This is a genomic window from Sphingobacterium sp. NPDC055346, from assembly GCF_053645235.1.
The window spans coordinates 366,237-380,401 of record NZ_JBSHMI010000005.1 but is presented as its reverse complement, the minus strand read 5'-3'; the positions used below and the strand labels follow the sequence as shown (position 1 = coordinate 380,401).

General features: G+C 38.2%; 11 protein-coding genes. 2 read left to right on the top strand and 9 right to left on the bottom strand.

Annotated elements, in window-relative coordinates:
* Nucleotides 1–572 precede the first annotated feature (572 nt).
* Together ACWICE_RS12660 and ACWICE_RS12655 are read left to right on the top strand one after the other, a co-directional pair.
* Nucleotides 573–818, top strand: a complete 246-nt coding sequence (locus ACWICE_RS12660; protein WP_139185483.1) for a hypothetical protein — start codon at nucleotides 573–575, stop codon at nucleotides 816–818.
* A 33-nt stretch (nucleotides 819–851) separates the two neighbouring features.
* The gene (locus ACWICE_RS12655; protein ID WP_454298502.1) at nucleotides 852–1,277 is read left to right on the top strand and encodes a DUF4374 domain-containing protein; all 426 of its coding nucleotides are present in this window, start codon (nucleotides 852–854) and stop codon (nucleotides 1,275–1,277) included.
* Nucleotides 1,278–1,335: 58 nt separating this feature from the next.
* Here ACWICE_RS12655 and ACWICE_RS12650 read toward each other — a convergent pair whose 3' ends face one another.
* From ACWICE_RS12650 to ACWICE_RS12610, 9 genes are all read right to left on the bottom strand, one after another.
* Entirely contained in the window at nucleotides 1,336–2,037 is a 702-nt protein-coding gene (locus ACWICE_RS12650; RefSeq protein ID WP_093099163.1) for a 3-keto-disaccharide hydrolase, read from the bottom strand.
* A gap of 84 nt (nucleotides 2,038–2,121) precedes the next feature.
* Nucleotides 2,122–3,639, bottom strand: coding sequence for a RagB/SusD family nutrient uptake outer membrane protein (locus ACWICE_RS12645; protein ID WP_093099164.1), 1,518 nt, complete (start codon nucleotides 3,637–3,639; stop codon nucleotides 2,122–2,124).
* Nucleotides 3,640–3,661: 22 nt separating this feature from the next.
* A complete protein-coding gene (locus tag ACWICE_RS12640) occupies nucleotides 3,662–7,051 on the bottom strand; it encodes a TonB-dependent receptor (RefSeq protein ID WP_093099166.1) in 3,390 nt (1,129 codons plus the stop codon).
* A gap of 123 nt (nucleotides 7,052–7,174) precedes the next feature.
* A complete protein-coding gene (locus ACWICE_RS12635; RefSeq protein WP_454298501.1) occupies nucleotides 7,175–8,335 on the bottom strand; it encodes a FecR family protein in 1,161 nt (386 codons plus the stop codon).
* A 70-nt stretch (nucleotides 8,336–8,405) separates the two neighbouring features.
* Nucleotides 8,406–8,963 carry an RNA polymerase sigma-70 factor gene (locus tag ACWICE_RS12630; protein ID WP_093099169.1) on the bottom strand — a complete coding sequence of 186 codons (558 nt, stop codon included), beginning with the start codon at nucleotides 8,961–8,963 and terminating at the stop codon, nucleotides 8,406–8,408.
* Nucleotides 8,964–9,049: 86 nt separating this feature from the next.
* Entirely contained in the window at nucleotides 9,050–9,727 is a 678-nt protein-coding gene (locus ACWICE_RS12625; RefSeq protein WP_093099170.1) for an anaerobic ribonucleoside-triphosphate reductase activating protein, read from the bottom strand.
* On the bottom strand, nucleotides 9,708–9,893 hold the full coding sequence (gene nrdD / locus ACWICE_RS12620; RefSeq protein ID WP_095067913.1) for an anaerobic ribonucleoside-triphosphate reductase: 186 nt from the start codon (nucleotides 9,891–9,893) through the stop codon (nucleotides 9,708–9,710). The genes ACWICE_RS12625 and nrdD overlap by 20 nt, the downstream gene beginning before the upstream one ends.
* Nucleotides 9,874–11,991: a ribonucleoside triphosphate reductase gene (locus ACWICE_RS12615; protein ID WP_454298500.1), complete on the bottom strand. Its 2,118-nt coding sequence runs from the start codon at nucleotides 11,989–11,991 to the stop codon at nucleotides 9,874–9,876. Before ACWICE_RS12615 ends, nrdD begins: the two co-directional genes overlap by 20 nt.
* Before the next feature lie 108 nt (nucleotides 11,992–12,099).
* Nucleotides 12,100–14,118: a TonB-dependent receptor gene (locus ACWICE_RS12610; protein WP_093099171.1), complete on the bottom strand. Its 2,019-nt coding sequence runs from the start codon at nucleotides 14,116–14,118 to the stop codon at nucleotides 12,100–12,102.
* Nucleotides 14,119–14,165 lie beyond the last annotated feature (47 nt).

Genomic DNA, 14,165 nt, shown 5'->3' with positions numbered 1-14,165 from the left:
AGGGATTAAGCTGAATTGGGGGGGGGGGGATAATTCTTAAGCATATAATTTCATTACACGATATAGGAAGAATTTAGTATCCCTCACCCCACGGAACACACTTCTAAAAGCCTTAAGTTTAGCATTTAGGAACGGGAAAGGCAATCAACCGAGCAGGCGGAACGGGCTAAAGAAGAAATAAAAAGGCTGAAAGAATAAAAAGACAAAGATTTAAAATAACCTTTCAAATGAAGTCTTAAAGAAACACAAGGTGAAAAATTTCACCTTGTGTTTCTAAGGTTATACAGTTCTTGCACTTCACGCAGAATCCATACTAAATCCAATAAGAAATTTGTAAATTATTATCTTAGGGAGATGTTGCAATATAACCCTTGTTTTGGCGTAAACCTCTTATCATAAGAAATAGCCCAATGACAATTAAAGGTAAATTTAGGATTTGTCCCATAATCAATAACATTCCTCTTTCAAAATCTACTTGGTCAATTTTCAGAAATTCAATCAGTAGGAACCATGAATCGAATCGGACTGGCTGTTGGTAATCCTTAATTTCAAAGTCAATCAATTCAATGGTTGTGAAGGCAAAAGCACCGTATTTATTGGCTTTTGCAGATAGAAAGGACGATTCATTCTATACCAGCCTGCACTTCAACGAAGACACTGGCATCGATGTTGTTGCTGTAGCTAAAATCAATGCTAAGACTTTAAAAACCGAAGCGGTTTATAACGATTCTCGCCTATCTATTTCGGGTGGGTTTTACCGTTCAGACAGATACTCACAAATTGGGGTTACTTCAAACGGCGTTATTTATATTTTCTAAGGAAATAACTTCGGAACTAAAAAAGCAGCTGCTTTGATGGTCAAAAAAGGTGCAACAAGTTTTGACAAAATTTACTTCTGGGATTTAGAGGCCGCATCAGATGATTATAGATTCAGTAAAGTATGGCCTTTAGTCGACGATATCTTCTTGATTGAATTCTACAACAAGAAATATGAAGCCGGAAAACAACCAGGCATGGATGCTTCCTCACAATATGCGGTAGCCCACATAAAACAGAAAAAAATCACTTGGTTAAAAGGTATTCCAGCTAAGAATGATATCCCTGAAGGCATTAGCTGGCCATACGTATATGAAGGCAGAGCTTTTATTGGGCTTACAGCCTTGGATAAATTCCCACAATTCTATACTGTCGATCCTCAAACAGGTAATGCTAAAAAAGGATTAGTTGTTAAGGATGCTAATGGCATTGAAGCAGCAACTTTCGTAGAAAAGAAATAGTATTTCGGATATCTTTTGATAAAATAAAATAAGCGTCCCTCGGGACGCTTATTTTATTTTACAACTCTTTTATTAAAATATCCTTGTACCAAACTTCATCATCATGATCTTGTAAGCCAATCCTCCCTTTTTTGTAAGTTCCAAATCCAGGCATTTTTCGAAATTTACTCTTCGATATTAACTCTTTCCAACTATCATCAAACAAAGTGGTCGACAGGATATGCACATCATTTAAATAAAAATCCAATTGTCCTCGGTTAGAAATAATCTCTACTTGATTCCACATTCCAACGGGTTTTACCGGTTCAGAAGAACTAGAAATCAAATCATATAGATCCCCGGTCCTATGCTTCTTGATTTTTCCATCGCCATGCAAATCATTATCAAGCACCTGCATTTCCATTCCAGAATTATAGGTCGCTGGGTACAATGTAGTATCTTCTTTAATATTAAAAATGATTCCACTATTCCCTTTTTTGGAAATTTTCCATTTCAGCTTTAAATGAAAGTTTTCATATTCCTTATTGGTTACCAAATCCCCCCTTTCACTTTTAGGCTGCCCTTCCACACTCAGGTGCAAAGCACCGTCAGAAACCCTCCATGCCTTCCCAACCGTCGATTTGCCATAAGTATTCCATCCCTTTGTGCTAACACCATCAAATAATGGCAAAAACTCATTTTTGTCGCTTTTATTACTTTGCTTATCCTTCGAATACTTTTGCGCATCTTTTGTCGAACTGCAGGACACAAGAATCTGCATTGCACAAAACATAAGAATAATGGATGAAAAAGTCAGTTTGTTATTTAAAATTCTATAAACCATGCTTTTCAATTGATTAATATTTTATTTACTAAAATTTGGATTTTGAACCCAATCAGGATTTAACAAAAATTCATCATGAGGAATCGGAAACAATTGATGCTTCGTGTTGATATAATTCTCCACAAAAGGCTTTTTATGGTCTTTCAATGCCTTCTCAACTAATCCCCAACGAATTAAATCATACCATCTACTTCCCTCTAGCGCCAATTCTGTAGGGCGTTCCACATCCTGCAAATGTTTTAGGACTTCTGTTTTAGATAAAGTATTTGGTATCGCTACTGCTTTCGCACGAGAACGAACTCTATTAATATGATTGATTGCTTCCGCCGTGGCGCCTCTATGGTTTAGACATTCTGCATATAGCAATAACACATCAGCATATCGAATCACTGGAATATTAAAAGCACTTTGGCTCCAATGTTGACTGAGTGAAGGGTGCCATGAAACAAATTTATTCCAAAATATTTCACCGTCTCGATGATAGTCTAAAAAGCTCTTCCCAGCCTCAAAATAGAAAGCCTTTGAATCCTTATCATTAAACAAAACAGTCGAATACAACCTTGTAGTATAACTCCCATCACTTGTTTTGTCTTTTTTCAAAGTCTCAAACAACCAATCTGAAGGATATGCTTCTTCATAACCTTCTGCATTTGAAGATGCCAAATGGAGTGCAATTCGATTAAATTCACGCTGTCCTCCCGATCGGTCTCCAGAATACTGTACTTCAAAAATAGACTCTTTATTGTTCTTATGTAGACCACTAAAATTATCCTCATACTTTTCCATCAGGTCGAATTTGCCAATCACTTTTGCAAACTCAACTTCGGCTTTATCAACGTTTTTCAGGAACATGTGAAGTTTCCCCAATAAAGCTGCAGCCGCATATTTATTTACTCTTCCTGCTTGTGCACTTGAATAAGCATTAGGCTCTGGAAGGTCTTTCTGAATTGCAGTCAATTCATCAATTAAGAAAGAAATTAGCACTCCTTTCCCTGCTTGTTTTGGATAGAACTCATCTTCAGTACCCTTAAGTTCATTTTTGAACAAAGGAATATTTTCTCCATAATTCAACAATAAACGATAGTAAAAATATGCTCTTAGGAATCTAGCCTCACCGATAGTGCTTTTTTTAAGCTCTTCAGAAACTTGAGGAACATTTGGAATATTATCTATACACTGGTTTGCAAAGTTTATTCCTGTATATAAGAATTTCCACTCCTTGCGAGAGATTGCATTTGTTGAAGTGTTGACAAAGGTTGCTACTTCTAACCATGACGTAACATCTGCTCTAAAATCCAACTCATCACTTCTATAATTATCAACAACAATAAATCTTTCAAATGGAGTACCCCAATCCATATTCGGCTGCAATTGCCCATAAACACTTGTCAAACCTTTCAAGATATCGGCTTCTGACTTCCAGAAATTATTAGGTGTTAAATAATTGGGATTTGTTTTTTCACTCAAGAAATCCTGTTTACAGCTAAACAAGGTAAACATGAAAGCAGTAAATAAAATCTTTTTATATGTAATTTTCATTTTTTCCAATATTAATTTATGACTAAAAACCAACTCTTATTCCCATCATAAATGTGCGACTTAGAGGATAAATCGCATCATCTACACCCATTTTACCCGTTTCTGAACCAGTTCCCGGATCATATCCTTTGTATTTAGTCAAGGTGAAAAGTCTAGTCGCACCAACATAGATGCGAAGATCATTTACGTTTAATTTCTCTTTCAAACTCGCAGGCAGGTTATATCCAATTTGCAGATTGTTCAATCTTAGATAATCTCCATTTTCAACAAATCGGTCTGAGATACGGATATTTCCGTTCGGGTCACCAATTACAGCACGAGGGATATCGGTATTTGTGTTTTCTGGAGTCCAAGCTAATAGACCATCTTTACCGTAATTGAAGTTTTTATCCATTCTTTGAAGCTGGCGTTTCATATAGTTAAAACGCTTCACACCAAAGTTTCCATAGAAATTAGCCATCAAGTCAAATGCTTTATAACCTAAATTGATATTGAAGCCTAATTGCATTTTTGGGTTTCCACTCCCTACAAAAACTCGATCATAAGAATCTAATTTTCCATCGCCATTTTGATCTATGAAACGGATATCGCCAGGTTTTGCAGCTGGTTGCAATGGAATCCATTGTCCACTCGCATCTTTTGATCCATGCAATTGGTTCCATTCCTTAACTTCTTGCTCCGATTGAAAGATTCCAGCAGTTTGGGTAACCCAAAACTCCCCAATTTCTCCGCCTACATAAGTGCGCGCTGGACCTGATTCGAATAGGTATCCGGGATCTGACATCTCCTTCAAGACACTCTTGTAATGAGAAACATTCACATCAAACTGGTATTTAAAATCCGAAATTTGGTCTTTATAGTTCGCTTGGAATTCCAAACCTTTCGTCTTCAGTTTTCCTTCATTGACGATCAGCGAAGGGAATCCGGTAGCTAAACTGATATTCTTTGAGGAAAGCATATCATACGTATCTTTTACGTATGCTTCAAAGGTTAAATCAAGCTTATGATTCAACAAGGTAATATCCAATCCAATATTCTTATATAAGGTGGTCTCCCATCTGATCTTTGATGAAGGCAATCCGTCAATTGCATAACCCAAGTTCACCTGGTTGCCATTCAAAGGATAATTTAATGCATAAGTATTATTTGAAAGCCTTGGAATAAACATATAGTTCCCAATAGATTGATTTCCTAGACTACCATAACTAGCACGTAATTTCAGATTACTGACTTTATCCTTTAGATCTTCCCAAAAACCTTCATTTGCAATGTTCCATCCAATAGAGGCTGATGGGAAAAATCCCCATTCATTGCCTTCACCGAAACGGGAAGAACCATCATATCGCGCAGAGAACATAGCCAAATACTTATAATCATAATTATAGGATAGTCTTCCAAATCCAGAACGTAAGGCTGAACGAAGATAACCTCCTGTTACTGATGCATTATCCTGTCCTTTTCCTAAATAAGGATCTTCATTATTTTCAAAACGGAAAACATTCCCGCCTTGATCTTCAAATTTGTTCTCTTCCTGTGAAATACCAAGTAAAGCATCCAGATTATGTTTTTCATTTATTGTAGTGGAATAGGTTCCGGTTAATTCCATGATATCCTCAATCCTTTTACTTCTTCTTTCCGTTAAATTGGCAATGGTATTTACACTATTGGCCCCAACATAATAAGTTGGAGTAAAGGATTTATAATGAATAAAATCCATCGTCCTTCCCGCACGGAATTTGAATTCAAGACCATCTAAAGGTTGATAAGAAACGTATCCTGAAGCTGCTAGATAGTCATTGGCATCTTTTGTAGAAATCAATTGATTAAAGGCAACAGGGTTGGCAGCATCCGTCATTCCAAGACCTGGAATTGCACCTCCAAATCCACCTTCATTATTAGCATCGTATAAATGGATCAATGGCTGAATATTGGTGGTTTGATACATCCCTGGAAAACCAGTATTTGCTTCAGGCCTTTGGACTCCTCTTCCATAATTTATAGATTCTCCGATTTTGAATTTCCCTCTTTTGACATCCGAGTTTATCCTAAACCCATACTTTTCAGAGTCAGTACCAATGACGATCCCTTTGATTTTGGAATAATACCCAGAGAATGCAACATTTGAAAACTCATTTCCTGCTGTATAGCCTAAGTTATACTTACTTGTATTTCCATATCTATAATAGACATCCTGCCAGTCAGTATCGGCAAATTGGCTAGGATTTTTCTCGTATTCTTCTATATATTTTGGCCACCTATTTTGTGCTATTCCAGCATTTTGGAGAGCCATTTTGTTGATTTTGATATATTCTGCAGAGTTAGCTACTTCCATTCTCTTAGGCAGATCTTCAACACCATAATAAGCAGATACCTGCATTTTTGGTGCTTTGTTTTGCCCTCTTTGAGTCTCAACTAGTATTACACCTGCCGCTGATCGTGCACCATAAATAGAAGCTAAAGCAGCATCTTTAAGGATACTAATGGATTTAATGTCCTCAGGGTTTACAAAAGACATTTCACCCGGGACACCATCAATCACGACCAATGGATCGTTACTAGAGCCCCAGCTGGTAACCCCACGAACCATCATACTTGGGTTTTCACCAGGGGCACCACTTCCCATATTAATGGAAAGACCAGAAGCCATACCTTGCAAAGCCTCAGCTGCTCCTGCAGTAGGCAAGTTAGCTAGCCTATCCCCGGATACAGTAGTAATAGATCCAGAAACATCAGCTTTTCGTTGAGTTCCATAACCAACCACCACTACCTCATCTAAATCAGCCAACTTTGGAAACAAAACCACATTGACAGTAGATTTATTTAATACATTGATCTCTTGGGTTTCAAAACCAATGGAAGAAAAAACCAATAAGACAGTGTTACTCGATAAGGTGATGGAGTATGATCCATTCTCATCCGTGCTAGTTGCCTCCTTAGAACCTTTTGCCTGAACCGTAACACCAACCAAGGCTTTCCCATGTTCATCTTTAACAGTACCGGTTAAAACCTGTTGCTTAATAAATGGAATTAAGTTTTCAGGCGATTGACTTAGTCTTGGCGCCTCTTTTTGCCTAACGATCAAAGTGTTTTTTCGGATTTCATATTCTAAATTTTGATTCATGAGAATCTTATCCAAAGCCTCTTCAATCGAGTTTGTTTTTAGGTTTAAGCTGATCTTTGATTCTTTCTTGAATATTTTGGAATCATAGACCAAATCGTAGTTTGTTTGCTTACAAACTACATTCAATGCATTCTCTAAACTTTGGTTCTTTAGAGAGATATTTATCTTTTGAGCATAGACAAAAGTACTAGCCTGCAAAAAATAAAAACTACATAGAAAAAACAGTAATTTCATAATTAGGGTGATCTTAAAAAAGAACATATAGCGTTCTCTTTCTATTGGAATTTTCATAGATTTGATTGGTTAATTAGTTAAGTAAAAATTGTCGCAAATGATTACGTCTATTAACTTTTGGAGTTGGTATGTTCGAGCATACTGACTCTTTTTAGTTATATAGATAGGCAATAATAAATTCTATGTACTTACGATTATCCTCCTTCCTTTTATTTTAAATTTCACATTTCGGGTTAATTCAATTAATGTGAGTATTTCCTTAATCTCTTGATCACGAGACATTCTTAAAGTAAAATTCTTATCCGACCAGTTATCTCCTTCATACACAACTTCAGCCTTATACCAGCGCGCCAATTCATCCATGATGGTTTTTATGTTCTGATCTTTGAAAACAAAATAATTGTCTTTCCAGGCAACTTCTGACTCCACATCAAAAGCAGAAATATTTATGTTTTCATGATCAACCGTGGCTTTTTTCCCAGGAACTAATTTGGTCGTTGTATTGTTCTTTTTTAATGCGACAGCACCGGTCAGCAATGCAACGGATAAATTATTCTGATGCTTGGAATCCTTATACGCAGAAACATTAAAGGAAGTCCCTAATACCTGAATATCTAATACATCTACTTTTACGACAAAGGGAACTTTAGCATTATGCGCTACTTCAAAATAAGCTTCTCCTGTTATTTCAACTTTCCGTTGAATAGCATTAAATACGGTTGGGAAAGTAATGGTACTTCCAGAATTCAACCATACTTGGCTACCATCTTCTAAAATAATTTTATAAGTCCCACCCAAAGGCGTAGTGAGCGTGTTCATTTCTTCCAGACCAGCAGAAGCTTTATTATTAACAGAATATTCAAGATTTCCTTGCGTATTCTTGGTAATTGTCAAATTGGCAACTGTCTTTTTTTCTCCAGATTCAAGTTCATCAAGTTTGACTATGGTTCCATCATTTAAAACCAATGAAGCATGTTGGTCACCAGGAGCCAATACAGAATCCTTCGATGCCAAGGACCCGGAAGACAAATCTCCATCAGATTTATTGAAGTTCAAATAAGTGTATAGGGTTATGGCAATCGACAGAAATATCGTAATTGCAGCCGCATACAGGATCCAATTCCTCCTGTTTGGAATCACTGGGGTATTTTGTCCAACCTTTTTATTTACGGAATCTAAAATTCGGTTTTCAATTTCATCGCGATCACCAAACCTCTTAGAATCCCATTCCTCCTGCTGAAAATACTTATACAAATGCTGATCCATCAACTTCTCCTCCTCTGGATCAACTTTCCGAGTTAAAATATTTTTAATTAGAATATATAAGTTTTTCTTTTCCACCTCTTACTTCTGCTTGTTTAAGTAGTAGAGTTAGAAACGGTAGGTACCCCCCAAAAGAATTTTTATTTTTTTATAACAAGAATAAAACCTTGCCTAATCCTGTCCGAATGCGTCTTAAGGCAATCGTTATTTGGTTCTCGACAGTTTTTGGAGTAATATTTAATAGCGATGATATCTCTTGGTGGCTAAGCTTTTCATTTCGGCTTAGCTGATATATCGTTCGGCATTGGTTGGGTAAGCTATTGACAATCTTTTCAACATTCTCTAATAATTCTTTGCACTCAAGTTCATTTTCTGGATTATAATATTCTATAAATTGAAAATCTTTTTGCGAAAGACTATTCTCCTGCAAATGCATTTTTTTGACATGATTATAAATACCATATCGAGTGGAAGCAAATAAGTAAGCCTTTAATGAGTAATTAAAATCTATTTTTTCTTTCCTTTCCCAGATTCTCACAAAGATATTTTGGATAATATCCTCACATTCCTGTAAATCCTTCAACGTATAAGCAGCCATCTGAAATAAAGGTTGCCAATACCTTTTCACAATTGCATTTAATGCACGTTCATCTCCTTCTTTTAGAAGCAAGAAAAGTTCTTCATCAGATAAATCATGAAATAACATTAGACTTTAGGCTTTTATTAATTTGGTGATGTATTTAAAAAAATCAAATGTAAAACAAACCTAGATATAATCAATTAAATAAGCAATTAATTCCTCACAACCACTCCCACCTTACCCGAACCAAACCTCAAATCCCCCTCCCTATAATTCGAATCATCCAGTTCAGCAATCATCTTAACATTATTTAATGCCTTTTGCACATAGTAATTGTTCTCATACCCCTTCCCTTCCAAGAACCTCAGCATTTCCTCCACATCCGCTTTAGACAACAATTGGGAATGGGCCGTTGTCCTGACCTCAAACTGAATTTCAGCATTCAGCAACAGATCCAAGGTCTCTTCAAAAGCTTCAAACGAACCCGTCACCGTTATTTCTTGAAAACGCTGACCCAAGCCCTTAAAATCAAGAGCTACATAATCCAGAAGATTTTCTTCGATCAGTGTTTTGATCATTTTTGGTCTAGCGCCGTTGGTATCGACTTTAATGAGATACCCCAAAGATTTGGCAATCTTGACCAAGGGCATCATATCGGGATGCATGGTACATTCCCCACCACTAAAGACGACAGCTTGCAGTAAGCCTTTCCGCGACTTCAAAAAAGCCTCGGCTTGTTGCATACCGATCTTACCCTTGCCGAATACGATATCAGGATTATAACAGTATTGGCAACGCATATTGCAGCCCACAAACCAAAGGATGCAGGCTGCTTTATTAGGGTAATCCAATAAGGTAAAAGGAGTTATATCATATAGAGCATTTGCCATATCCTTCTTGGAACAGGGTCCGCTGTTTATGCTCTCCTTGTTTACCGATATTGAAACTTTCAACAGGTCTATGATACCCCATTACACGAGTATAGACCAAACATTTACTGCGTTCTTGCTGATGTTGCTGCAACAATAGCAATCTTTCATTCTTCATGGTTTCCATATTCACTATTTAAATTATATTGATTCACGATTTCATCATCACATTTTGGGCAATATTCATGTTCCCCATTCAGGTATCCATGCACAGGACAGATACTAAATACAGGAGTTACCGTGATATAAGGCAATCTAAAATTGCTCAATACGGTCCTTACAAACAGCTTACAGGCTTCAGGAGTACTGATCTTTTCCCGCATGTACAGGTGCAGTACCGTCCCGCCGGTATACTTACATTGCAGTTGATCCTGCAGCAACAAAGCTTCAAATGGATCGTCTGTATGATTTACCGGAATTTGGGAACTATTGGTATAATAGATCTGCTGATCTTGCCCAGCCTGCAAAATATCAGGGAAGCGTTTTTTATCTTCTTTAGCAAAACGATAGGTTGTCCCTTCAGCAGGTGTCGCTTCCAGGTTGTATAGATTGCCGGTTTCTTCTTGGAATTTTTTCAAGCGCTCGCGGATATAATCCAGGATCTCACTGGCAAATTCAATCCCCCAATCCGAAACAATATTCTCCTGATTGCCGGTATAATTGCGGATCATTTCATTCATCCCATTGACACCGATGGTCGAAAAGTGATTCCTGAAATGGGAAAGGTATCTCTTGGTATATGGATACAAATCATTATCGTACATTTCCTGAATAAATTTCCTTTTCTTTTCGAGGGTCGAGCGTCCGATTTCCATCAGTTCATCCAATCGGGAAAACAGACCATCCCTATTTCCTTGGTACAGATAACCCAATCTGGCCATATTAATGGTTACCACACCGATACTGCCGGTCATCTCGGCACTTCCAAAGAGACCATTTCCACGTTTCAGCAATTCCCGAAGGTCAAGTTGCAAACGGCAGCACATACTCCGTACGGCATTCGGTTTATAGGCATCCGGATTTTCCTGTCGATCACCATTTTCATCGATAAAATATTGGCTACCGATAAAGTTTTGGAAATAAGAGGACCCTATCTTGGCCGTGTTCTCAAACAGGACATCCACATTTTCTCCGTTCCAATCAAAGTCCTCTGTGATGTTCACGGTAGGGATAGGAAATGTAAAAGGCTGTCCATTTGCATCGCCTTCGGTCATGACTTCATAATAAGCCCGATTGATCATGTTCATTTCCGGCTGGAAATGTTTATAGGTCAAATCTTCCAATTCTTGAACGCCTCTTTCAAGCGCCAATGTTTTCAAGACTTCATTATTGATGCCCCTGAACAGATGTTTTCCTGCTTTGGTAGGGATTTGGTCCCTCAAGTCCTGTGGGACATTCCAATCGAGGGTAATATTGGTAAATGGAGATTGCCCCCAACGAGCAGGAACATTCAGGTTATAGACGAAGCTACGGATAGCTTTCTTGACGTCAATCTGGCTTAGGCAATCCTTAAAGACATAAGGTGCAAGATAGGTATCAAACGAACTGAAGGCCTGAGCTCCTGCCCATTCACTCTGCAGAATGCCCAAGAAATTGGCCATCTGGCCCAGGGACTCCCTGAAATGCGAAGGTGGATTACTATCAACCCGACCCCTGACACCATTGAAACCTTCATCCAACAAAACCCTTAGACTCCAACCGGCACAATAACCGGTTAAACAGTCCAAGTCATGGATATGGATATCCGCATTACGATGTGCATGGCCTTCAATCCTATTGTAAACTTTATCCAACCAATAATTCGCTATGATTTTTCCGGCCGTATTGTTTACCAAACCAGCATTGGAAAATGAATTATTGGCATTCGCCTGAATACGCCAATCGTTTTGGTAAATGTATTCTTCCACAGCATGGCTGCTATCCACATAAGTACTGGAATCTACAAAACGATCGATATGCTCTCGCTGCAATTTCCGCGTATGACGGAACAGCATAAACGAGCGCATCACCTGGAAATATCCAGCTACATAGAGCTTTCTTTCAATGACGTCCTGAATGTCTTCCACATCAAAGAGGTCTGCATTTTTTTGTTCCTCCAAGACGGTTTCTATGATTTGCTCATCATAAGGAACAGACACACTTTCGAATGCTTTTTTTATGGCATCTTCTATTTTATAGGAATGAAAAGGTTCAAGAGAACCATCACGTTTGATCACGTTTTTCATAGGCATGGTTTTAGATTAAGAGATAGATTTCAAGAATTATTTAAAGCTAACAACAAAAGCCTCAATATTTTATGAGGTGGAACATAAAGCCCAATTATATGCAAAAAATTAGAAAGAAAGGTTGATCTGGGCGATCAAATTTCGTCCCGGTCTGGCAATCTTCATGATATCTTGATGGCGAAAATAATATCTATCAAAGATATTTTCCACTCTCAAATTGGCAGTTAGTTTTTGTTGTTTTAATTGGAATGCTTTCCTGACCCCTACATTGAACAGAGTGGCAGCTGGCGTCCTGCTATCTCCATAGATTGCTGAACTAACCTTATTTTGTTTGGCAAAATAACTTACTTCAAACTGGGCCACATAACCCTGATGGTTAAACAGGAAAGTATTATTATTGGTAAATGGCGAAATCAATGGCAAGTAATTGCCTCCATCATCCTTTCCTTCCGAATAAGTTACGGTACTTAACCATTCCAGATTCTTCAAGAACTTGATCTTCATGGCCATTTCAGCGCCCATTAAATTAGCATGATCCAAATTTTGGTTCTTTTTCACTCCAGTTGCTCCAATGGTCATCACATGGAAATCAGGATTAATCCTGCCAGCAATGTAGTCCTTGAAATAATAATTATAGAGATTCGCCTCAAGTCTGAGCCAAGGTAGTTGATAGCTTAACCCAAAGCTCGCCTGAAAAGATTTTTCAGTTTTCAAATCCACGTTTCCCAGGTAATCATAGTTATCCAACCTATTGAAAAGGTAGAAACCATAATACTCCTGCAGACTGGCGCTACGATTGGCATAACCTAACTTTGCCATCCAATGCAAATTGGCGGAAGGATGGTAATGGCCGGTCAGATTGATGTTTCCAAGGTGATTGGATCGTCCAAGAGAGGCATCCGTTAAGCTCGATAGCTGTTCCTCACCTTGCTGGCTATAGATACTTGAATTGGCAAAACTATAGGTTCCCATAAAATCCATCATCCATTTTTCACTCAGGTAATAACGGTCCGAAATATCCAAACTCAGCAGATCGCGTTGCGCATCCGGCAGGGTATACATAAACATAGGATTTCCGTCTTTTGGATACATGGTCATATTAGCGGTCAACCTATTGAGGTATCCATTCAACCTTGCTTGCAAATGATGCTTAGCAAACTGATAGCCTGTTTCAGAATAAAAGCCAGCCGTCCGAGATAGACCTGGCATATCCATGTGCATAGGAACAGTCTCCGCAGGCCTTTTGCTATCATCCATCGCATGGTCGATATGGTTGAAATAAACCTTCGAACGGATTTCATTCATACCCTCTTTACTGCCTTTATAGACATGCGTCAAGGAAACAATATTTGAATTGGCAAAGGCAACATCCATGGTCAATGCAGGATACCCAATATCCTGACCATAATCGGCAAGATATTGGGCTAGTATTTGATTCTTGGAATTTAATTTATAAGTCGCAGCAATAGATCCATTCCATTTTTGGAACTGGGAATTAGGAACGATTGCCCTTTCTGCTGCTTTATAGTTCTGTGCTTTTCTAAAGATCCCATTCACTAGGAATGCGAATTTTTCCGTACTATATTGCAGGGATGCTAAGGTTTGAACCGCCTGTGAATTAGATTCATAACCTGTCCCCAGCATTCCATTCAACTGAGGGACTTTCGAAAGTTCCGGATTGGCAAGCTTGAAGTTCATTCCGCCAGCCATTCCTCCAGCATAACTATTGAATGAAGGACCAATATTCACATTGATCTGCTGCAGATTACTGGGCTCAATATAGGAGCTAATCGGGTCCATACGATCTGTACAGGCTCCAAAAATAGCCATCCCGTCTATCGTCAGATTGATCTGCGCAGCATTTAGGCTGCGGATAGTAGGTTCCCAAGCATAATTGCCCCTACGAACCATCTGAACGCCAGCAATCCTATCCAAGATCTGGTCAATATTCGCTTGTTTAGAAGCTCGTTGCTCATATTCAAGTTGCTTATTTACAGAAACCTGAGTACTTACTACCACTTCCTCAATAGCAACATTCTTCAATGTATCATGGTGATGATGTTGCGCTTGGACATACTGTCCGGCCACAAGGAAGCAAAAACTTAAAATAAAAGAAATCCTTTTCATAAGCCTTGAAATTTTACCGAGTCCTAAAAATTTATTGAGCCTTATTC